Below are 21,489 nucleotides of genomic sequence, written 5' to 3' on the forward strand. Positions count from 1 at the left end.
GCCCCGGTCCCCGCTCGTGGAGGGGACCGGGGCCGAAGCCGTGCGGGGGGTGGTGGCGTCAGTCGTCGTACGACAGGCCGTGCCCCAGGGGGAAGAGCACCGCGGCCGGATCGTCGGCCCGCTGGACGGGCACGGGCAGTCTGCCGCGCGGCGCGACCCGGCCGGCGATCACCCGCGCGGCGGCGCGCAGTTCGGTCTCCGTCCAGCAGTAGGAGGCCAGGGACGCCGGGACGTCGCCGAGGTGGGCGATGTCGTAGGGGTTGCGCACCGCGAGGTGGACGACGGGCACCCCCGTCGCGAGCAGCCGGGCCACCAGGGTGCGCTGGGCGCTGGTGGCGCCGACGTTGTCGGTGGTGACCACCACCGCGTCCCGTCCCCGTGCCGCGGCCACCGCCTCGTCGATCTTCGCGGCGTCGGGCGTCCGGCCGGTGGCCAGCTGGGTGGTGCCGTAGCCCAGTTCCTCGAAGGCCTTGGCCAGCTCGGGCACCGTGGTGCGGGTGGCGTCGGTCGGGAAGGCCGGGCTCGCGCCGACCACCAGCAGCTTCTTCTGCGTCCGGCGCAGCGGGAGCGCCCCGTCGTCGTTGACCAGCAGGGTGGTGGTGCGCTCGGCGATCCGGGCGGCGGCGCGCCGGTGCGCGCGGGCGCCGACGACCCGGTCGACCTCCTTCGGCGAGACGTAGGGGCTGCCGCCGAGCAGGCCGGCCTTGTCCTTGAGCCGCAGGATGCGCCGGACCGACTCCTCGAGCCGCTCCTCGGTGATCTCCCCCGCGCGCACGGCGGCCAGGACGCCGTTGTAGGCGACGTCGATGTCCGGCGGGAACAGCAGCTGGTCGGCGCCGGCCTTGAGGGCGAGGACGGGCACGCGGTCGTCGCCGTACTTGGTGCGGACGCCGCGCATGTTGAGCGCGTCGGTGACGATGACGCCCTCGAAGCCGAGTTCGCCGCGCAGCACGCCCTGGAGGATCGCCGGCGACAGGGTGGCCGGGTCGTTGCTGGGGTCGAGCGCGGGGACCTGGAGGTGCGCGGTCATGATCGAGTCGACGCCGGCCGCGATCGCGGCCCGGAAGGGCGGGGCGTCGACGCGCTCCCACTCCTCGCGGCTGTGGGTGATCACGGGCAGTCCGGTGTGGCTGTCCTCGCCGGTGTCCCCGTGGCCGGGGAAGTGCTTGGCGCAGGCGACGACGCCGGCCCGCCGGTAGCCGGCCACCTGGGCCGCCACCATGCGGCCGACCTCGCGGGCGTCGGCGCCGAAGGAGCGGACGTTGATGATGGGGTTGGCCGGGTTGACGTTGACGTCGGCGACCGGGGCGAAGTTCTGGTGGATGCCCAGGGCGGCGAGTTCGGCGCCCGAGATGTACCCGGCGGTGCGGGCGTCGGAGAGCGAGCGGCCCGCGCCGAGGGCCATCGCGCCCGGGAGCTGGGTGGCGCCGTTCCCGATGCGGACGTTGGCCCCGTGCTCCTGGTCGATGGAGATCAGGGACGGGACGGGGGTGGGCAGGGCGAGCGAGGCCCGCTGCACCCCGTTGGTCAGCTCCGCCACCTGGGCGGGGTCCTGGATGTTGTTCGCCCAGCCGGAGAAGCAGATGACTCCGCCGACCTGGTACTTGGCGATGAGCTCGGCGACGGTGCGGACGCCGAGTTCCGCGAGGTTGCGCTCCTGGTCGAGAGGGCTGGGAGAGGTCGCCGACGTGCCGTAGAAGTACGGCACGAAGAGCTGGCCGATCTTCGCCTCGACGCTCATCGCGGAGATGATCTTCTCGATGCGGTCGCCGCGCCGGTGCGCGGCCGCGGGGGTGGCCGTCGCGCCCACGAGGCCCGCCGCGGTCGCGGCGGTCGCGGTCGCGGAGGCGAGGACGGTTCGTCGGGTCAGGCTCCGGTCCTGCATGCGGACGTGCTCCTTCCAGCCTTGCGGGGCAAGGGAGTCGAAGGAAACGTGAGGTACTCCGGACAGCGGGAAACGTAGCCTTCGGGTCCGGCCCGGGCAAGAGGTCTAGACAAAAAAGGTCTAGACAAGCCGGTACCGCCGCCTCCGCCGCGGGGGCCGACACCCCGAGCGGGGGGCCTCGCGAGCCGAGGGAACCGGGCGGCCGCGGGGCCGACAGCTGGGCGGGCGCGCGGCAGAGGCACCCGGGAGCGCGGGCGGCCGGGAGCCCTGGGGAACTGGGCGGGCGCGCGCAACGGAGGAACCCGGGGGCGCGGGCAGCCGGGAGCCCCGGGGAACTGGGCGGGGACGCCCGGGGGCGGGCCGGGCTCGCCCGGGGGCCGCCCGGGGGGTCAGGCCGGGCGGGCCGTGCCGGTGCCCTTCTCCGCGTCCAGGGCATAGACGCAACGGTCCTTGCTGCACGCGTACACGACGCCCCCGCGGACCACCGGCGACCCGGTGATCTCCCCTCCCGTGGCGAGCTTCCACCGCAGCCGGCCGTCGTCGGCCTTGAGCGTGTACAGCAGGTGGTCGGTGGACCCGAAGTGGATCCGGCCCTCGGCGACCACCGGCGCGCCCACGATGTCCCCGCCCGCCTGGAAGCGCCACTTGGGCGTGCCGGTGACCGCGTCCAGCGTGTAGAGGCCCTTGCCGCTGGCCACGTGGATGTGCCCGGCGGCGACCAGCACCGGCTCCACCGAGGACCGCGCCTCGGTGGCGATCCGCCACCGGTCCCGGCCGTCCGCCGCGTCCAGCGCGTACACCGTGCCGAGGTAGTCGGCGAGGTACACCCCGCCGCCCGTCACGGCGGCGCCGGGCACGAAGGCGGGCGGCCCGAGGAAGACCGCCGGCGCCTCGAAGTGCCAGTGCACGTGGCCGCCGGCCGCGTTGATCGCCAGCACGCGGGTGCCGGCGGACACGTACACGCACCCGTCGGAGGCGTGGCTCAGCCGTACCGGGACGCCCCCGCAGGAGGCCGCGTCGCCGATCGGGTACGACCACCGCTCCTCGCCGGTGCGCATGTCCAGGGCGCGCAGCCGGGCGTCCTGCCAGACGTAGGCGGTGCCGTCGTGCAGCGCCGGTCCGGCCTCGGGGGTCTCGAAGTCCGTCTGCGCGCCGTTCAGCTGCCACAGCCTGCGCCCGGTGGCCGCCTCCCACGCCTGGACGCCGCCGCCGCGCGTGCCGGTGAGCACGTAGCCGCGCTCGGCCTGCAGCGAGTACACCCAGGCGTCGGCGGACAGCCGCCACAGGTCGGAGCCGTCGCGGGCGTCCAGGGCGAACAGGGTCGGGCCGTCGGAGGCGTGGATGCGCCCGTCGGCGACCTTCATGGACCAGGCGACGTCGCGGGTCTTGAAGCGGCGGCGGCCGGTCTGCACGTCCAGGGCGTGCACCTCGAAGGAGGTGACGTAGACGAGGTCGTCGGCCACCTCGGGGGTGCCCCAGACGTCGTTGGACATCCGGAAGCGCCAAGGCCGCCAGCCGCCCCGGCCGTCCGGCTGCTCCTCGCCGGCCGGGCCGGGCCGGCCGACCTGCTGCTGGGGCACCGGCGCGGCGCCCTGCTGGGGCCGGGACCAGGAGGCGGCGAGGCCGGACTCCGGCAGCGGCGCCCGGGCGCCGGCCGCGGCGCGCACCTCGGCGACCACCGGTCCGGGCCCGATCGGCACCCGGGCGCCCGGCAGCAGCACCGGCCCGGGGTCGGGCCGCGAGGCGGGCACCGACGGGTGCGGGAGGGGGCCGCCGGGGCCGGGACCGTGCTGCTGCGGCGGCGGCGGCGCCGGGTCGTGCGCGGGCCGCGGCGGCACCGGGAGGGGGTTCCGGCCGGGCTGCTGCGCGGGGAAGGTGGTGGTCCGGCCGCCGTTGCGGCGCTGCTCGATGAGGTGGACGGCGCGCTCCGGCAGCCACGCCGAGGCGGTGCCGCTGTCGTCGGAGCCGGCCCCGAACAGGTGCGGGGCCAGCTGCGCCTGGAGGTCGGCCGGGCTGGGGCGGGCCGAGGCGTCCATCTTCATGCAGGCGTCGATCAGGGGCCGCAGCTCGTCGGGCAGCCCTTCCATGTCGGGCTCCTCACGCAGCAGCATGAAGACCGTCTCCACCGGGTTGGCGCCGTGGAACGGCGGGTGGCCGGTGGCGGCGAAGACCAGGGTGGAGCCCAGGGAGAAGACGTCGCTGGCGCCGGTGACGCTGCGGGAGTCCTTGGCCTGCTCCGGCGACATGTAGGCGGGGGTGCCCACGGCGACGTTGGTCATGGTCAGCCGGGTGGAGGAGACGCCGGAGGCGATGCCGAAGTCGATGACCCGCGGGCCGTCCTCGACCACCAGGACGTTGGACGGCTTGAGGTCGCGGTGCACCAGACCGGCGCCGTGGATCGACTGCAGCGCCTCGGCGACGCCGGCGGCCAGCCAGCGGACCGCCTGCACGGGCAGCGGGCCGCACTCGTTCACTATCTCCTCGAGCGAGGGCGCCGGCACGTACGCGGTGGCCAGCCACGGCACCGCGGCGCGCGGATCGGCGTCGACGACGGCGGCGGTGTAGAAACCGGAGACGGCGCGGGCCGCCTCCACCTCACGCGTGAAGCGGACGCGGAACAGCTGGTCCTCGGCGAGCTCCGTCCGCACGGTCTTGATCGCCACCCGGCGCCCGGACGCCGAGCGCGCGAGATAGACCAGGCCCATGCCGCCGGCCCCCAGACGTCCGAGCACCTCGAACGGACCGATCCGGCGCGGATCGGTCTGTGTCAGCTGATCCACCACTTGCCTGCCACTTCCCCGTGAGAGCCGCGTCGCCTTCGTGTGTACGCGACCCCGTGCAGCGTCTCACCACCGCACCGCCGTGGCGGCACGCACCCCGATTCTTCCCTGCCCGAGCGCCGCCGCGCGAACCCGGGGGCGAACCGGACGTCGCCCGCCCCTGGGTACCGCGCACGGCGGCCCGGGTCCAGACCCCGGCCGGGACCCGTTCCGGGGCCCCGAGCCGCCCGCCACGGCCCTTCGCCGCCTTCCCGCTGCTCAGCGCCGTACCCGCCGCCCGCTCCCTTCTTTCCGCGGCCGACGCCGCGTCAGCTCTCCAGGAGTGCGAACGAGGCGTTCTGGTTGTCCGTCACCACCGCCACCGCACCGCGGTCGGTGGTGAAGGGCTGCGCCTGCACCCTGCCGCCGAGGCGGTAGACGGCGCCGAGCGCGCCCTCCAGGTCGTCCACCGAGAAATGCACCAGAAAGTGCGACGGCATGACTTCCGGAAAAACGCCCGCCAGGGGGGCGATGCCGTCCCGCAGGCCGCCGAACACGTTCTGCCAGAACGGCCGGGCGCCCTCCGGGTCACGGGTGTGGAGCACCGCCCCGGCGAAGGCGCCGCGGGCCGGGCGGCGGCGGCCGAAGCCCTCGTGCAGGGCAGGCTCCCAGAGCCCGAAGACGGCCCCCTCGGGGCCGGCCGCCAGCGCCTGGCGCCCCAGCCGGCCCACCGGCGCCGGGGCGCTGATCATCTGGCCGCCCTCCTCGGTGATCCGCCGGGCCACCGCCGTCGCGTCACGGGTGGCCAGGTGGACCGTCCACACCGTCGGCATCCGGCCGTCCCGCTTGGGGAGCAGCGAGGCCACCGGCTCGCCCTCACGGTGCGCCCAGGCGGCGCCGGGCGGTCCGCCCTCCACCCCGCGCGGGCCCACCGCGTCGAAACTCCACCCGAACAGTTCCCCGTAGAAACGCTTGCCCGCCTCCACGTCGGGAAGCGAGGCGTCCACCCAGCAGGGAACGCCTTCGGCGGCTTCGCCGCCCTCCGTATTCACGGATGCCCCATTTTCGGCCATGGCGTCAAGTTAGCGGTAGGGGAACGGTCACGCAGAGCACGCGCACCCCATTTGCAGTCTGCCGAATAGCGCGCGAATCCCCCGTCGATAAGCTGACGACATGACAGGACACGTACGCACGGTCGACGGCCGCGTGGCTGGTCGGCGAGGACAGGCGACGCGGCAGAAGCTGCTGGACTGCCTCGGAGAAATGCTCGGTTCCGCCCCCTACCGCGACGTCAAGGTGATCGACGTGGCCCGCCGGGCCGGCACCTCGCCCGCGACCTTCTACCAGTACTTCCCCGACGTCGAGAGCGCCGTCCTGGAGATCGCCGAGGACCTGGCGGCGGGCGGCGCGGGGCTGGGCGGCCTGCTGGAGGGACGGTCCTGGACGGGGCGCGCGGGGTGGCAGACCGCCCAGGAACTGGTCGACGGGTTCATGGACTTCTGGCGGGCCAACGACGCGATCCTGCGGGTCGTCGACCTGGCGGCGGCCGAGGGGGACAAACGGTTCTCCAAGCTGCGTGTGCGCATCCTGGGGACCCTGCACAAGGGGTTGACGGAGGCGATCGACGGCCTGCGCTCCAAGGGCAAGGTCGACCAGGACGTGAGCCCGGCGGCGACGGCCGCCTCGCTGGTCGCCATGCTCTCCGCGGCGGCCTCCCACCAGAAGGGCGGCCACCAGGGCTGGGGCTACAAGGCCGCGGAGCTGCGGCCGAGCCTGGCCCAGATCGTGCACCTCGGGGTCACCGGGAAGAAGCCCACGAAGTAGTCCCGGGCCTTCGGGCCCGCCTCCGCGGCCGTCGCGCCCGTCCTGCGCGCTCGTCCGCCCACGTCCTGTCATCCGACCGGTTTTCACCGGCCACCCTCGCCGCTCTTCCACCCTCGTTCACAATTCACCCTTGAGCGTGACCAATTCGGAATCAATTCCGATCTTGAATGAGACCAATCGAGTGATGCCGTGAATATGATTTCGGCATCATGCTCGAAAAGCCTGTCCCTCAGGACTCCCGGTCCCGTGCCCAGCACCCCGTCTACGTCATCGGAGGCGGACCCGGAGGCCTGGCAGCCGCCCAGGCCCTGCGGGCCCGCGGGATCCGCGCCGTGGTGCTGGAGAAGGCGCCCCGGGTGGGCGACTCCTGGCGCCGCCACTACGACCGGCTCCGGCTGCACACCACCCGCAAGCGGTCCTCGCTGCCCGGACTGCCGATGCCGCGTTCCTTCGGCCGGTGGCCGGCCCGCGACGACGTGGTGCGCTACCTGGAGAAGTACGTCGAGCACCACGGCCTCGAGGTCGTCACCGGCGTCGAGGTGACCCGCCTGGAGCGTGCCGAGGACGGTGACGGGGGCGGCGCCTGGATCCTGCACGCCACCGGCGGGCGGCGGCTCACCGGCAGCGCCGTCGTCGTGGCGACCGGCTACAACCACACCCCGCGCGTCCCGGCCTGGCCCGGCCTGGACGGCTTCACGGGCACGTTCCTGCACGCCTCGGACTACCGCTCCGGCACCGCCTTCGCCGGGCGTGACGTCCTGGTCGTCGGCGTCGGCAACACCGGCGCGGAGCTCGCCGTCGACCTCGTCGAGGGCGGCGCGGCACGGGTGCGGCTGGCGGTGCGGACGGCGCCGCACATCGTGCGCCGCTCCACCGCGGGGTGGCCCGCGCAGAACACCGCGATCCTGGTGCGGCGGCTGCCGGTGCCGGTGGTGGACCGGCTGGCCCGGGCGATGGCGAAGCTCAGCGTTCCCGACCTGTCGGCGCAGGGCCTGCCGCGTCCGGACACCGGCCTGTACTCCCGGGTGCGGCAGGGCGCGATCCCCGTGCAGGACGCCGGGCTGATCGACGCGGTCCGCCGGGGGCGGGTCGAGGTCGTCGCGGCGGTCGACGGGTTCGACGGGGCGGAGGTCCTGCTGGCGGACGGGTCGCGGATCACGCCCGAGGTGGTGGTCGCGGCGACCGGGTACCACCGGGGGCTGGAGGGACTGCTCGGCCACCTCGACGTCCTCGACGCGCGGGGGCTCCCCACGGCCCACGGTCCGCGGTCCCCGCGGAACGCGCCGGGTCTCTTCTTCACCGGCTTCACCACGCCGATCAGCGGCACGCTCCGCGAACTCTCCCGCGACGCGGAACGCCTGGCCCGCGCCGTGTCCCGCGCCGCCACGCACTGACCTCCCGCCCGCGGGCCGTCGGCCGTCCCCGGGCCCGCCCCGCCGCGCGCATCCCCGTGCCGCGGGGGTCAGAGGGCTCGGCGGCGGCGGATGACGAGGACCATGAGGGCCGCGGCCGCGCACAACGCGCCGGAGGCGTGGAAGACCACGTCGTAGGTGCCGAAGACGTCCCGCGCGACGCCGCCGAGGAAGGCCACCGCGGCCGCCCCGGCCTGGTGGGACGCCAGCACCCACCCGAAGACGATCGGCCCGTCCTCCCCGAAGTGCTCCCGGCACAGCGCGATCGTCGGCGGCACCGTCGCCACCCAGTCCAGCCCGTAGAAGACGATGAAGAAGAGCATCGGCGGATGCACCGTCGGCGCCAGCAGCATCGGCAGGAACAGCAGCGAGACGCCGCGCAGCGCGTAGTACACGGCGAGCAGCCGACGCGAGTCGAACCGGTCCGTGAGCCAGCCGGAGGCGATCGTGCCGACCACGTCGAAGACCCCGATGACCGCCAGCAGCGAGGCCGCCGCGGTGACCGGCATGTGGTGCGGATGGTCGTGCGCGGCGGGCACGAAGTGGGTCTGGATCAGCCCGTTGGTGGAGGCCCCGCAGATCGCGAAGGACCCGGCGAGCAGCCAGAACGTGCCGGTGCGCACCGCCCGCGACAGCACCGTCAGCGCGCGCCGGGCCACCCCGGGGACCGGGGGCGGCGGCGGGGTCACCTCGGTGGCGCCGAGGAGCGGCAGCCCCACGTCGGCCGGGTGGTCCCGCATCAGCAGCCAGGCGAGCGGCACCACGGCGAGCGCGGCCAGCGCCACCGTGGCGGTGGCCGGCCGCCAGCCGTGGGCGACGACCAGCCAGGACAGCACCGGCAGGAACACCAGCTGCCCCGACGCGCCGGCCGCCGTGAGGATGCCGGAGACCAGGCCGCGGCGCTCGGCGAACCACCGGTTGGTGACGGTGGCGGCGAACCCGGTGGCCAGCGCACCGGTGCCCAGTCCCACGAACACGCCCCACAGCAGCAGGAGCTGCCACGCCTCCCGCATGACCACGCCCGCGCCGACGCCCACCGCGATCAGGCCGAGCGCGCCGGTCACCACCCGGCGGATGCCGAAGCGGTCCATCAGCGCGGCGGAGAACGGTGCGATCAGGCCGTTGAGCACGAGGTTGACGGAGACGGCCGCGCCGATCGTGCCGCGCGACCACCCGAAGTCCTCGGCCAGCGGGTCGGTGACCAGCCCCGGCAGGGTGCGGAAGGCCGCGGCGCCGATGATCGTCACGAAGGCGACCGCCACCACCAGCCAGGCGCGGTGCGGCATCCAGGCCCGCGCGCCTCGCGGGTCCTGCGGGTCACGCCGACCACGCGGACCACGCGGATCACCCGGACCACGCGGGACCTTCGTGGGCGGTGGCGCGAGGAGGGCGGGGGCGGGCGAGGCGGGTTCGGTCCGTGTCACCGGGACAGCATCCGTTCTCCGCCCCGTCCGGGACGAGTGGCCCGAGGGACACCACCCGACAGGATCGGGCCACGCGGCCGCCCGTCCGGCGCTACGCTCCCGGCATGACGGAGCAGGGCGCAGGCGGGACGGAGCGGGGCCCGGGGCGGGACCGCGGGCCGCACCGGGTGGCCGTACTGGTGCGGGACGGGCTGATCCCCTTCGAGCTGGGCATACCGCACCGCATCTTCGGCCGCGCCCGGGGCGCGGACGGCCGCCGGCTGTACGAGGTGACGACCTGCTCGGCCGGACCGCCGGGCGAGGTCCGCACCGACGCCGACTTCGCGGTGCGGGTCGAGCACGGCCCGGAGGCGCTGGCCCGGGCGGACACCGTGGTGGTGCCGGCGTCCCACGAGCGGGGCACGCCGCACGAGCAGGGGGTGCTCACCGACGAACTGGCGGCGGCGTTCGCCGTGATCCGCCCCGGCACCCGGCTGGTGTCCATCTGCACGGGCGCCTACGTGCTGGCCGCGGCCGGGGTGCTGGACGGGCGCCCGGCCACCACCCACTGGGCGAGCGCCGAGCACTTCCAACGGCTCTTCCCCCAGGTCCGGGTGGACCCGGACGTCCTCTTCGTCGACGACGGCGACGTGCTGACCTCGGCGGGAGTGGCGGCCGGCATCGACCTCTGCCTGCACCTGCTGCGCCGGGACCACGGGGCGGCGGTGGCCGCGGAGGTCGCCCGGGCCACGGTGGTGCCGCCGCACCGCGACGGCGGGCAGGCGCAGTACGTGCGGCGTCCGGTGCCGGAGGCACGGGCGGCGGGGACGGCGCGGGCGCGGGCCTGGGCCCTGGAGCGGCTGCACGAGCCGCTACGGCTGCGGGACCTGGCGGAACGCGAATCGCTGTCGGTGCGGACCTTCACCCGGCGGTTCCGCGAGGAGACGGGGGTGAGCCCCGGGGAGTGGCTGACCCTGCAACGGGTGGAGCGGGCACGGCACCTGCTGGAGACCACCGACCTGCCGGTGGAGCGCATCGCCCGGGACGCGGGGTTCGGCAGCGTTCAGTCCCTGCGGCAGCACGTGCGCGCCGTCCTCGGCGTCGCCCCGACGACCTACCGCCGCACGTTCCACGAGACCCGCTGACTCCTGTCCACACCCTGTGGACAACGTTTCGCACCCCGATCAGCGAGACCGGAAGGACGAGGAAAGAGGGAGGCGGGAAAGAGAGGACGGGGAGAAAGGGGAGGAGAGAAGAAGGGGGGGAGGCGGCGGAAGGCTCGGGCAGCACGCCGCACGCGCGGAAGGCCCGGCCCGGAACACCACGGGCAGGAGGCAGCGCGGCGCGGGTTCGGTGGGTCGTCCCGCCTCGGGACCGCGCAGGGACCCGGGGGCGCACGCCTCGGGGCCGCGCGAGGACCTCGGGTGCGGACGGCCTCGGAGTCGAGGGGAACGCCGGGCAGGCGCTCAGGCCGCGGTCAGACCGCCTCGTAGGCCAGGCCCCCGCACGCCGCGATGCCCGTGCCGTACGCGACCGCCGCCGCACCGCCCGTGCCGGCCTGGACGCCGCGGTCGAGTTCGCACCAGATCCGCTTGCCGGCGCCCTCCCGGGTCCAGCCCCAGCGGTCGGCCAGGCCGTCGACCAGCGCGAGGCCGCGGCCACCCGTCTCGTCCTCGTCGGAACATCGCGGCACCGGTGCCCGGCAGTCCGCGTCGGCGACCTCCAGGCGGACCGGCGGCATCGCACCGGCCGGGACCTCGCCCGGGTCCTCGGCCGGCAGCACCAGCCGCAGCACCGCGGGACAGCCCGTGTGCACCACCGCGTTGGTCACCAGCTCCGACACGAGCAGGATCACCGTCTCCGCCAGCGACTCGTCGGCGTCCATGCCGGACCCCGCGAGCCGCGACCGGGCCCATCTCCGGGCTCTCCCCACTTCCGCGGGGTCGGGCCGGATCTCCAACTGCACTTGAAGCACCTGCACCGCTCACACCATCCGAACCGGTGGACACGACACGGAGTCACGGTCCGTGACTCCCTTGAAGCACAGCATGGTTGACACTGAGTCACGCCAACAAGCGCTTCGGGCATATTCCAGCGCGAAGGAGTACCCGTGCGGCATACTGTGCGACGACTCACGCCGTGCGATGCGCCCTCGTGCTAGGGCCGTTGGGCCCTGGCATCTCTCGCATTTCGCCCAAGGTACCCGAGGGCGGGCCGGCTCCGGGCGGCCGGCCGAGCCGGCCCCGCTCCCCGCCACGTCAACTCTCCGTGACCGCGCCGCCGCGACGGTGCGTGACGTGCGCCTCCCGATCACGCACGGGTGAACACCGGTCCCGGGGCGGCTCTCAACTGTTCGGCGCGCCGGGCGTGTTGCAGACTCGCGTGTCCCGGTCCCCGGCCGGCTCACGCCGACATCGGGCGGACGTCCTCGTCCAGCGCCGCGTCCGCGTCCGGGAAGACCTCGAAGAGCCGCCGCACCCCGAGCGCGCCCAGCACCCGGTTCACGTGCGACCCGTCCTCCGCGCCCGCGGCCGGGAGCACCAGGCGCAGCCGGCCGCCGCAGGAACGCAGCAGCCGCCGGGCGGCGATCAGCACGCCGACGCCGCTGGAGTCGCAGAAGAAGACGCCGGAGAGGTCGACGACCACGCTGCGGTGCCCCGCGGCCACCGCGTCGTGCACCCGCCTGCGCAGCTCCGGCGAGGTCATCAGGTCCATCTCGCCGGACACCCGGAGCACGACCCAGCCGTCGTGCTCGGTGCCGGTCACCGTGAACGCCACATCATGCCCCTTACTCGCCGGAGGCTGTCCTGTGGCAGCGCCCCTGCCCCCGCCACACCTCCATGAAACCCAGGCCAGGACCGGGAGAACCAGACATCGACCGGCCACTTACGGGCCGATTCGATCGAAAATTCTCACACATCGATCAATTACGGTCGTTGTGAGGGGACAAGACGCACACCCGACGCCACCGGAGCCCGCGCCGCGCGACCCTTGTCCTGTGGGAGCGCTTCCGGGGCGCGCGTTTGCGGCAAAGGACCGTGCGCGGCACCGGGTGCCGATTACATTCGTCAGGGAGGACCCGCCGGGAGCGGGGCGGAAGCGACGGGGCACGGGGGCAACCGGAGGGAGGGGACTGTGGCGGTCGCCACGGACGGACCGGTCCGCGCGGAGCGGAGGATGCGGCAGCGGCTCGAGCGCGGGGAGGCCGCGGCGCTCGGTGAGCTCTACGACCGGTACGCCTCACTGGTCCACGGCCTGGCCAACCGGGTGCTCGACGACGAGCGGGCCGCCGACGCGGTGACCCGCGAGGTCTTCGCCCGGGTCTGGGAGAACCCCTCGGCCTACGACCCGGGCCAGGGCCCGGTGCGCACCTGGCTCTCCGAGCTGACCCGCGACCTCGCGGTGCGCCGGCTGCACGCGCGGGGAGCCGCCGAGCTGCTGCGCGACGGCGCCGACCCCGCGGACCCCGCAGCGCGCGAGGAGCTCCAGGAGAAGGTCCGCGAGGCGGCCGTCGCCGCCCGCGCCGACTACATCGTGACGTCGATGCCCGCTTCGCTGCGGGCCGCGCTGAACCTCGCCTACCACCACCGCCGCGACTACCGGGGAGCCGCCGCCGACCTCGGCGTCACCGAGGTGGAGATCCGCCGCCGGATGCGGCTGGGTCTGCAGCTGCTGGCCACCGCCCACGCGGTCACCACGCCCGAGCCGCTGCCGGACGCCGGGAGCACCCCGGGAGGCGCGGCGTGAACCGGGACGCGGAGGCGTACGGCGGCCGGCCCGACGACGAGCGGCCCGACGGCGAGCGGCCCTGGGCCGAGGACACCGGCGGACCGGACCGCGGGAACGGGCGCCGTCCCGTCCGCGGTGCCCGTTCCCACCGGCCCCACGGGGGACGGCTGCCGTCGGCCGCCGGTTCCGCGGAGCCCTCCCGCACCCCGGGGACGCGCGAGGAGGGCCCGCCGGCGGTGCCCGCCACGCACGCCGAACTGAAGGCCATGCTGGGCGCCTGGGCCCTCGCGGTCTGCACGCCCGCCGAGACGGCCGCGGTCGACGCCCACCTGGCGGGCTGCCGCCGCTGCGCCGACGAGGCCCGGTCGCTGCGCGACGCGGTCCCTCTGCTGCAGCGGCCGGAGAGCCTGGACCTGGACCCGCTGCTGCGGACCCGGGTGCTGGACGCCTGCCTCGACCGGCGCCCGCCGCGCGTCCCGGTCCCCGAGTGGGCGACGCCCTACGACGCGGAGACCGCCCGGCTGGACGCGCTGCTGCAGGACATCGACGAGGCGGAGTGGCACGCCCCGGTCCGGCTGCGCTGGATCGAGGAGGACGAGGAGCGCCATCACCGCGCCACCGTCGCCAAGGTGATCGCCCATCTGCTGGCGGTGGACGGCCTGGTCGCCGTCGCCCTCGGTCTCGCCGACCCGCTCTCCGCGCTGCCGGGCCCCGCCCCGGCCGGCGGCAGCGGCACGCCGACCTCGCGCACCCGGGCCTACTGGGCGGCGCTGAACCGTCCGCCCACCCGTGAGGTGCGCGACCCCTGGCGGGCGCAGAGCCACGACCTGGTGCGCACCGCCTCGTTCACCGGCGGCACCGCGGGCGGCCTGCCCGTGACGTACGGACCGTGCGAGATCCCGCTGCGGGACGCCATGCTGGAGCGGGCCTTCGCCTGCTGGGTGCACGGCGGCGACATCGCGGACGCGGTGAACTACCCCTACCGGCCGCCCGCGCCGCGCCATCTGCACGCGCTGCTCGACCTGGCGGCCCGCCGGCTGCCGCACGCGCTGGCCGCCCGTCGTCGGGCCGGCCGGGCCGCGCAGCCCTCTCCCGGCGCACGCCATCTGGTCTCCGCGGGCCGTCCGGGGCGCAGCCTGATGCTGGAGGTCGAGGGCCGGGGCGGCGGCGAGTGGCTGATCCCGCTGGACTCCCCCGCCGCGCTCCCCTCGGAGAACCACGTCGTCGCGCATGTGGTGCTGGACGACGAGGAGTTCGCACAGGTGGTGGCCGGCCACATAAGGCCGCGGGACGCGGCGGCGGGCCAGAGCGGCGACCGGGCCGCCGTCGAGGACGTGCTCCACGCGGCGGCCTCGCTCAGCCGGCTCTGACCGGCGGCCGTCGCCTCCCGGCGCCGACCGGGTCCGTCAGGAGAAGACCACCGTGCGGCGGCCGTTGAGCAGCACCCGCCGCTCGGCGTGCCACTTCACGGCACGGGCCAGCGCCTGGCACTCGACGTCACGGCCGACCGCGACCAGCTGCTCGGGGGTCAGCTCGTGGCCGACCCGCTCGACCTCCTGCTCGATGATCGGCCCCTCGTCGAGGTCCGCGGTCACGTAGTGCGCGGTGGCGCCGATCAGCTTCACGCCGCGGGCGTGCGCCTGGTGGTACGGCTTGGCGCCCTTGAAGCTCGGCAGGAAGGAGTGGTGGATGTTGATGATCCGCCCGCTGAGCTGCTTGCACAGGTCGTCGGAGAGCACCTGCATGTAGCGGGCCAGGACGACGAGTTCGACGCCCTCCTCGCGGACGACCTCCAGCAGGCGGGCCTCGGCCTGCTCCTTGGTGTCGCGCGTCACCGGGATGTGGTGGAAGGGCACGTCGTAGGAGCCCACCAGCTCGGCGAAGTCGGTGTGGTTGGACACCACCGCGACGACCTCCACCGGGAGCGCGCCGGTGGAGGCGCGGAAGAGCAGGTCGTTCAGGCAGTGGCCGAAGCGGCTCACCATCAGCAGCACGCGCATCTTCTCGCCGGCCTGGCCGATCTGCCATTCCATGTGGAACGAGTCGCCGATCGCCGCGAAGCTGGCGCGGAGCTTGTCCAGGCTCACCGGGGCGGGGGCCGAGAAGTGGACCCGCATGAAGAACAGTCCCGTGTCGTGGTCGCCGAACTGCTGGCTGTCCTCGATGTTGCAGCCGGTCATGAAGAGGTAGCTCGACACGGCGTGGACGATGCCCTGCTTGTCCGGGCAGGCGAGGGTGAGGACGTACTGCTCGATGGGGGCGGCGGCGGACTGTTCACTCATGCCCGCCAGAATCGCACATCGCCACCCGCCCCCGCCGCCCTTGTCCCACATCCGGGACACCCGGTCGCCGGGGTCAGGCGGTGCGGGTGAGGATGCGCAGCACTTCGAGCGACTGGGGCGGGGTGTCGGGATCGTCGCCGTCACCGACCGCCATCCGCACGTGCGCGTCCCGGGCCGCCCGGACCGCCTCCGGCCATCCGGCGTGCGCCATGTACGCCGACACCGGCGCGTCCGGCCCCACCTGGTGCATGATCCGCAGCACCCGCAGCACGGCCGTGTCGACCAGCGCCGCCTCCTGCGAGTCCCGGAAGATCGTGCCGACGTACTTCTCGGCGGACCAGTTGTCCAGCCAGGTGTCCTCGACCAGGCGGTAGACGGCGTCCGTGACGTCGCCGTACCCGTCGACGCCGGCCAGCCACACGTTCTGCTGGAAGTCCGGGTCGGAGAGCATGTGCAGCGCCGAGCGGACGTTCCCGCGCCAGCGCCACCACGGCATGTCGTTGAGGGGCATGACGCCCATGGTGGAGGAGCGACGCCCGTGGCGGGAAGAGTTCACCGAAGTCTGCACGACATCCGATCGTACGTTCCGCCGCCGGCCGCGAGCCCCGGGGGCGGCCCCCCGGGAATCGTCACGCCAGCACGCCCGGGGGTGTCGCCGCAGGTCAGAGCTGGATCGGACGCCGCTCCGTGAGCTTCCACTCCTTGGCGATCGGGTTCCACAGGTCGGACGCCTTCTGCTTCTCCGCCGTGGCGATCCCGCTCTGCTCGACGGCGGCGCCGGTCTCCGGGGTGTTGCGGGCGTGGCCGCGCTTGCAGAGCTTGCCGCGGTTGCCGGCCACCTGGTCGGCCCAGTTCGCGTAGTGCTCGTCGGCGGACTTCGAGGCCTGCCACGCCTTGGTGAGCGCCTGGGTCAGCGCGGCGTGCTGGGGGAGCTGGTCGACCTCGATCTCGTTGAGGCGGGTGACCAGGTCGGCGCGCTGCTGGGCGGCGCCGCGCAGCGCCTGGGCGGCCTCGCCCAGCTTCTCGCAGCGCCGGACGTTGTCGACGGCGCCGACCACCGCGGAGCGGCTGTTGCCGCTGTCGGCGAGGAGCTTGTCCAGGGCGACGGCCTGCTCGCGCGCCTTGTCCTCCTCCTTCTCCTCCTCCCCGCCGGACTCCTCCCGCGAGGCGGAGGGCGCCGGGGAGTCCGCCGCGACCGGGCTCTTGGCGCGGTCCTCGCCGCCGTCCATCAGCGAGCCGATGCCGATGCCCAGCACCACGATGCCGACGCCGGCCGCGGCCAGCAGCGGGATCCGGCCGCCGCGCCGGCCGGGGGCCGGGGCGGGGTGCGGGTCGTAGCCGCCGGGGGCGGGCTGCCCGTAGTCGGGACGCGGGGCGTGGGAGCGGAAGAGGTTGTCGAACTCGGCGGGCGGCTGCCGGTTCTCGTCGGCGCCGTGGCCGCCGCCGGGGACGGGCGGGAGGTACTGGGTGGCCTCGCCGTCGCCGCCGGAGGGCTGCGCCTGCGGCCCGGGGATCCGGCGCAGCATCTGGGTGTCGCGGTCCATGCCCTGCTGCGGGGGACGCTGCGCGGCGTGCTGGTGGGGGTGCTGGGCGGCCGGGGAGTGCTGCGCGGCCTGCCGCGGGCCGTCCGCGGACTGCGGCGGGACCGGCGGGAGGTACTGGGTGGCGGCCTGGTCGCCGGCCGGCACCGGGGGGATGAGCTGGGTGGCGGCGGAGTCGTCGGCCGCCGGAGGTATGGGCTGTATGTACTGCGTGGCGGCGTCGTCACCGAAGCCGCCGGGCCCGGGCCGGCCGGGGTGGCTCTGGCCCTGGTGGCCCGGGTGCACCTGATGCCCTGGCTGTCCCTGGTGGCCCGGCTGTCCCTGAAACCCCTGGTGCCCCGTGTGTCCCTGGTCGCCCGGCTGTCCCTGGTGGCCCGGGTGTCCCGCGTGCCCCTGTCCGCCGTGCGACGCGGACGGGCCCGCCGGACCGGACGGTCCCGGAGGCACCGGCGGGAGGTACTGGGTGGCCTCGCCGTGACCGCTGCCCGCCGGGGTCTCGGGGGGCAGCGGGCCGGGGCCCGGCGCGCCGGTGTAGAGCTGCGGTGCGGAGTCCCACGCGCCGTCGCCATGGGTCCCGGCACCCTGCCAGTTCTCCTCGGGCTGCGGCTGTCGCGGGTACGGCGGCCGGTCCGGCTGGTCCGGCGTCCACGGACCGCCGTGTCCACTCTGCGTCACCGGGGCTCCTACATCGGAAGGCTTGCGGAATCGTCGGCTCACGCTACCCGCTCGCCCGCCGTGCCCTCCACCCAACCTCCCAGCGCGCCCCGCCGGCAGGGCAGTTGGAGCCGGCGCCCCTCGCGGGGCGCGGCCGCGCGCCCTCGCCTCACGCCACGGCCAGGCGCTCCGTGAAGTCGCGGACCGGGGCCTCGGAGCGGTACGGCTCCAGGCGGTGCCGGAAGTCATCCAGGTACTCGGTGCCCCGGTTGGAGCGCAGCGAGCCGAGGACCACCGCGGCGTCCAGCGCGGTGGCGCAGGCCTGCTCCAGCTCCCGCCGCTGCAGCTGGGCCGTGGCGAGCAGCACGTGGCCGATGGCCCGGCGGCGCGCCCGGGTCTCCGGGTGGCCGTCCAGCGACTGGCGGGCGTAGCGCTCGGCCTGTTCGGCCTGCCCGAGGTCGCGGTGGCAGTGGGCCAGCTCGTCGGCGAGGTAGGCCTCGTCGAAGTGGCTGATCCACACCGGGTCGTCGCCGGCCTCGGTCGCCGCGGCCGCCGCCTCCATGGCGTCCAGCGCCCTGCCGCGGGCCACCTCGGCCGCCGTCGCGTCGCCGAGCACCGCATGGCCCCGCGCCTCGGCGGCGTGGAACATCGCCTGGGCGCGCGGGGTGACCCTGCCGCGGGCGCCCTCCTGGGCCGCGCGGGCGAGCTGGGCGATCTCCCGCGGGTTGCCGAGCTGCGCCGCCAGGTGACTCATGGAGGCCGCGAGCACGTAGCCGCCGTAGCCGCGGTCGCCCGCCGCCTGGGCCAGGCGCAGCGCCTGGATGTAGTAGCGCTGGGCGAGCGCCGGCTGCCCGGTGTCCACCGCCATGTAGCCGGCCAGCTCGGTGAGGCGGGCGACCGCGGCGAACAGCTCGCGCCCCACCGACTCCTTGTAGGACCCGGAGAGCAGCCCGGAGACCACGCTGTTGAGGTAGTGGACCAGGACCGGCCGGACGTGACCGCTGCCGAAGCGGTGGTCCAGGTCGACGAGGGCCTGCGTCATCGCCCTGACCGCCTCCACGTCGGAGGGGCCGACACGGGGACCGACCGCGCGGGCGACCTGGGGGTCCGGGGCGGAGATCAGCCAGTCGCGGCTGGGCTCCACCAGGGCCGAGGCGGCCACCGAGGTGCCGGCCAGGAAGTCGCGCCGCCCCACGTCGCTGCGCCACAGCTCGCTGACCTGCTCGACCGCGCCCGCCACCGTGGGGGCGAACTGCAGGCCGACGCCGGTGGCGAGGTTCTTGCCGTTGGCCATGCCGATCTCGTCGATGGTGACGGTGCGCCCGAGCTTGCGGCCGAGGGCCTCTGCGATGACGGCGGGGGCGCGCCCCCGGGGCTGCTGGCCGCGCAGCCACCGGGCCACCGAGGTCTTGTCGTAGCGCAGGTCGAGACCGTGTTCCGCGCCGCACAGGTTGACCCGGCGGGCCAGCCCGGCGTTGGAGCAGCCCGCCTCCTGGATGAGTGCCTGCAGCCGTTCGTTGGGCTGCCGTGCGACGAGTGGCCTGGCGGCCATGAGTACCCCCTGTTGCTGCCGTTGGTGCCCGGGTGGTGCCTGCTGTGGTCCCGCGATCACGCGGGTCCTGGCCGGTGCGCCCGGCCGGGACCCCCCAGTGGCTACCCAGCCCCCGCTCGCCCGCCGCCCGCGCGCCCCCTCGAATGCACCTGTGCGCCCCGTGCTCCCCGGCGGCGGCCGCTCGCCTTCCGCGTGTCCGGCGTAACCCGGACGTGTGAGAGGAGTTGAGTCGTGCGTGGAAAATACGATCTCCGGCACCGAAGTCACCCCCATCCCCCAGCAGCGCGGCGAGGCGGGCCGGCCGGGCTCCGACGACGCCCGCGCGCCGGTCTCCTCCCCGCTCGAGGCCGCCGTGCGCTACGCCGAGCAGTGGCAGTGGCAGGTCTTCCCCGGGGTGTCGCTGGAGACGACGGCGGGCGTGGTGCGCTGCTCCTGCGGCGACGCGGCCTGCCCGCTGCCGGGGGCGCACCCGGAGGGGCCGGACCGGGTGGACCGGGCCACGCTCAGCGGGGCGGTCGCCCGGCGGATGTGGAGCAGCCGGCCCGGGGCGGCCGTGCTGCTGCCGACGGGGCACGGGTTCGACGTGGTGGACGTCCCGGAGACCGCCGGGTTCCTCGCGCTGGCCCGGCTGGACCGGCTGGGCACGGAGGGCGCGGCCGGCCCGGTGCTGCTGTCGCCGGACCGCAGGATGCGGTTCCTGGTGGCCCCGGGGGCGGTGGCGCGGGTGCCGCGCGCGGTCCGGGGGCTGGGGTGGGCGCCCGAAGGGCTCGACCTCACGGTCACCGGCGCGGGGGGATGGATCCCGGCGCCGCCGACCCGCTACGGGGCACGGGGTCCCGTCCAGTGGGTCCGGCCCCCGGCCGACCGCCGCCTCCCCGACGCGGCGGCGCTCGTCCCCGCCCTCGCCTACGCCTGCACCCGGTAGGCCGGCCCCCTCGGCCGTCGCTCCCCGCACGCGGTCGACGCCCGGGGCCGCCGGGCACTGGTGAAGTAAGTCGGGTGATCACGGCGCACCGTGCGGGTACGGTCGGGCGATGCCCGAGCTGGAGCGGCTGCGCGCCGATCACGCCCCGGCGGTCCTGGCCTTCGAGCTGGCGAACCGCGCCTACTTCGCGGCCTCGGTCCCCGACCGCGGCGACGCCTTCTTCGACCGGTTCACCGACAGGTTCGCCGCCTTGCTGGCCGAGCAGGAAGCCGGGACCTGCGCCTTCCACGCGCTCGTCGCCGAGGACGGCTCGGTGCTCGGCCGGTTCAACCTGATGGACCTCGACGGCCACACCGCGGAACTGGGCTACCGGGTCGCCCGACGCGTCGCCGGCCGGGGCTTGGCGACCGCGACCGTCCGGGAGCTGTGCCGGCTGGCGGCCGCCCGGCACGGACTGCGCGCCTTGCGGGCGGCCACCGCCCACCGCAACGCCGCGTCCCGAAGGGTGCTGACGAAGGCCGGGTTCGTCCCTGCCGGTCCTGCCGACCCGGCCCACCTCGGCGGTGAGCCCGGCACCTGGTACCGGCGCGACCTGCTGGTCCCCTGAGCAGGATGCCGCGGCCACTGCACGGACGCCCCGTCAGCGCCACCGATCGCGACCCGTCCCAAGCCTTGCGGTGACGGTGGTGAGGGGGCCGGGGCGGGGCTTAGGGTCGGGGCCGTGACCGGATCCGGGCCGGCGAAGGGATGAGATGACTGCCGCCGTACGTGTGGAAGGCCTCTGGAAACGTTTCGGCGACCATGTCGCCGTCGGCGGGATCGACCTGGAGCTGCCCGCCGGGCGGTTCGTCGGCCTGGTCGGTCCCAACGGCGCCGGGAAGACCACCACCCTCTCCATGATCACCGGGCTGCTCCGACCCGACCAGGGCCGGGTGGAGGTCGTCGGGCACGACGTGTGGCGGGACCCCGCCGCGGTGAAGGCGCGGATCGGCGTCCTCCCCGAGGGACTGCGGCTCTTCGAGCGGCTCTCGGGGGGCGAACTCCTGTCCTACGCGGGCCGCCTGCGGGGACTGCCCGGCGAGGAGACCGACAAGCGGGCGGCGCAGCTGATCGAGGTGCTCGACCTCTCCGCCGCCCGCGACAAGCTGGTCGTCGACTACTCCACGGGCATGCGCAAGAAGATCGGGCTCGCCGCGGCGCTGCTGCACAACCCCGAAGTCCTCTTCCTGGACGAGCCCTTCGAAGGCGTCGACCCGGTCTCCGCGCAGACCATCCGCACGGTGCTGGAGCGGTACACCGCCTCCGGTGCGACGGTGGTCTTCTCCTCCCACGTGATGGAACTGGTGGAGTCCCTCTGCGACTGGGTGGCGGTGCTGGCGGGCGGCCGGATCCGCGCCGCGGGCACGCTGGCGGAGGTACGCGGCGACGCCCCCTCCCTGCAGCAGGCGTTCCTCGAACTGGTGGGCGCGGGCGACCGGGACGCGGGCAGCAGCCTGGACTGGCTGGGCGGCGCGCGATGACGG

The 21,489-nt window shown here is 75.1% G+C and carries 18 protein-coding genes; 8 read left to right on the top strand and 10 right to left on the bottom strand.

Annotation, left to right across the window (positions count from 1 at the left end):
* Positions 1-58 precede the first annotated feature (58 nt).
* The 3 genes from Sfr03f_RS01050 to kbpA form a co-directional block, all read right to left on the bottom strand.
* Positions 59-1,885, bottom strand: coding sequence for a glycoside hydrolase family 3 protein (locus Sfr03f_RS01050; RefSeq protein WP_108951736.1), 1,827 nt, complete (start codon positions 1,883-1,885; stop codon positions 59-61).
* 389 nt (positions 1,886-2,274) lie between these two features.
* Complete coding sequence (gene afsK / locus Sfr03f_RS01055) at positions 2,275-4,668, bottom strand: protein serine/threonine kinase AfsK (RefSeq protein WP_108951737.1); 2,394 nt, start codon at positions 4,666-4,668, stop codon at positions 2,275-2,277.
* A gap of 305 nt (positions 4,669-4,973) precedes the next feature.
* A complete protein-coding gene (kbpA, locus tag Sfr03f_RS01060; RefSeq protein ID WP_108951738.1) occupies positions 4,974-5,651 on the bottom strand; it encodes an AfsK-binding protein KbpA in 678 nt (225 codons plus the stop codon).
* Positions 5,652-5,817: 166 nt separating this feature from the next.
* Between kbpA and Sfr03f_RS01065 the strand changes: the two genes are divergently transcribed.
* Positions 5,818-6,468 carry a TetR family transcriptional regulator gene (locus Sfr03f_RS01065; RefSeq protein WP_108951739.1) on the top strand — a complete coding sequence of 217 codons (651 nt, stop codon included), beginning with the start codon at positions 5,818-5,820 and terminating at the stop codon, positions 6,466-6,468.
* A 209-nt stretch (positions 6,469-6,677) separates the two neighbouring features.
* Positions 6,678-7,862 (top strand): flavin-containing monooxygenase, encoded by a 1,185-nt coding sequence (locus Sfr03f_RS01070; RefSeq protein WP_108951740.1) that lies wholly within the window; start codon positions 6,678-6,680, stop codon positions 7,860-7,862.
* Between the two features lie 68 nt (positions 7,863-7,930).
* Here Sfr03f_RS01070 and Sfr03f_RS01075 read toward each other — a convergent pair whose 3' ends face one another.
* Positions 7,931-9,166: an MFS transporter gene (locus tag Sfr03f_RS01075; protein ID WP_108951741.1), complete on the bottom strand. Its 1,236-nt coding sequence runs from the start codon at positions 9,164-9,166 to the stop codon at positions 7,931-7,933.
* A gap of 242 nt (positions 9,167-9,408) precedes the next feature.
* Between Sfr03f_RS01075 and Sfr03f_RS01080 the strand changes: the two genes are divergently transcribed.
* A complete protein-coding gene (locus tag Sfr03f_RS01080; protein ID WP_108951742.1) occupies positions 9,409-10,428 on the top strand; it encodes a GlxA family transcriptional regulator in 1,020 nt (339 codons plus the stop codon).
* A 332-nt stretch (positions 10,429-10,760) separates the two neighbouring features.
* On the opposite strand, the gene Sfr03f_RS01085 is transcribed toward Sfr03f_RS01080, so the two are convergent.
* Together Sfr03f_RS01085 and Sfr03f_RS01090 are read right to left on the bottom strand one after the other, a co-directional pair.
* Positions 10,761-11,249, bottom strand: a complete 489-nt coding sequence (locus tag Sfr03f_RS01085; RefSeq protein WP_170145015.1) for an ATP-binding protein — start codon at positions 11,247-11,249, stop codon at positions 10,761-10,763.
* Between the two features lie 437 nt (positions 11,250-11,686).
* On the bottom strand, positions 11,687-12,061 hold the full coding sequence (locus Sfr03f_RS01090) for an STAS domain-containing protein (RefSeq protein WP_108951744.1): 375 nt from the start codon (positions 12,059-12,061) through the stop codon (positions 11,687-11,689).
* Positions 12,062-12,460: 399 nt separating this feature from the next.
* Between Sfr03f_RS01090 and Sfr03f_RS01095 the strand changes: the two genes are divergently transcribed.
* The gene (locus tag Sfr03f_RS01095; RefSeq protein WP_108951935.1) at positions 12,461-13,030 is read left to right on the top strand and encodes a sigma-70 family RNA polymerase sigma factor; all 570 of its coding nucleotides are present in this window, start codon (positions 12,461-12,463) and stop codon (positions 13,028-13,030) included.
* A complete protein-coding gene (locus tag Sfr03f_RS01100; protein ID WP_245967327.1) occupies positions 13,027-14,382 on the top strand; it encodes a zf-HC2 domain-containing protein in 1,356 nt (451 codons plus the stop codon). The genes Sfr03f_RS01095 and Sfr03f_RS01100 overlap by 4 nt, the downstream gene beginning before the upstream one ends.
* 36 nt (positions 14,383-14,418) lie before the next feature.
* On the opposite strand, the gene purU is transcribed toward Sfr03f_RS01100, so the two are convergent.
* The 4 genes from purU to Sfr03f_RS01125 all read right to left on the bottom strand — a co-directional run bounded on the left by purU (position 14,419) and on the right by Sfr03f_RS01125 (position 19,041).
* A complete protein-coding gene (gene purU, locus Sfr03f_RS01105; RefSeq protein ID WP_108951745.1) occupies positions 14,419-15,294 on the bottom strand; it encodes a formyltetrahydrofolate deformylase in 876 nt (291 codons plus the stop codon).
* Positions 15,295-15,367: 73 nt separating this feature from the next.
* Complete coding sequence (locus Sfr03f_RS01110; protein ID WP_108951746.1) at positions 15,368-15,814, bottom strand: SCO4402 family protein; 447 nt, start codon at positions 15,812-15,814, stop codon at positions 15,368-15,370.
* A 142-nt stretch (positions 15,815-15,956) separates the two neighbouring features.
* Complete coding sequence (locus Sfr03f_RS01115; RefSeq protein WP_218028119.1) at positions 15,957-17,510, bottom strand: hypothetical protein; 1,554 nt, start codon at positions 17,508-17,510, stop codon at positions 15,957-15,959.
* 148 nt (positions 17,511-17,658) lie between these two features.
* The gene (locus Sfr03f_RS01125) at positions 17,659-19,041 is read right to left on the bottom strand and encodes an NsdA family TPR-like regulatory protein (RefSeq protein ID WP_108951749.1); all 1,383 of its coding nucleotides are present in this window, start codon (positions 19,039-19,041) and stop codon (positions 17,659-17,661) included.
* 235 nt (positions 19,042-19,276) lie between these two features.
* Between Sfr03f_RS01125 and Sfr03f_RS01130 the strand changes: the two genes are divergently transcribed.
* The 3 genes from Sfr03f_RS01130 to Sfr03f_RS01140 all read left to right on the top strand — a co-directional run bounded on the left by Sfr03f_RS01130 (position 19,277) and on the right by Sfr03f_RS01140 (position 21,486).
* Complete coding sequence (locus tag Sfr03f_RS01130; RefSeq protein WP_108951750.1) at positions 19,277-19,966, top strand: bifunctional DNA primase/polymerase; 690 nt, start codon at positions 19,277-19,279, stop codon at positions 19,964-19,966.
* Between the two features lie 109 nt (positions 19,967-20,075).
* Complete coding sequence (locus Sfr03f_RS01135) at positions 20,076-20,573, top strand: GNAT family N-acetyltransferase (RefSeq protein WP_108951751.1); 498 nt, start codon at positions 20,076-20,078, stop codon at positions 20,571-20,573.
* Between the two features lie 145 nt (positions 20,574-20,718).
* Positions 20,719-21,486, top strand: coding sequence for an ABC transporter ATP-binding protein (locus Sfr03f_RS01140; RefSeq protein WP_108951752.1), 768 nt, complete (start codon positions 20,719-20,721; stop codon positions 21,484-21,486).
* Positions 21,487-21,489: the final 3 nt, after the last annotated feature.

Origin of the sequence: Streptomyces fragilis (genome assembly GCF_003112515.1) — a bacterium.
Classification (GTDB): Bacteria; Actinomycetota; Actinomycetes; order Streptomycetales; family Streptomycetaceae; genus Streptomyces; species Streptomyces fragilis.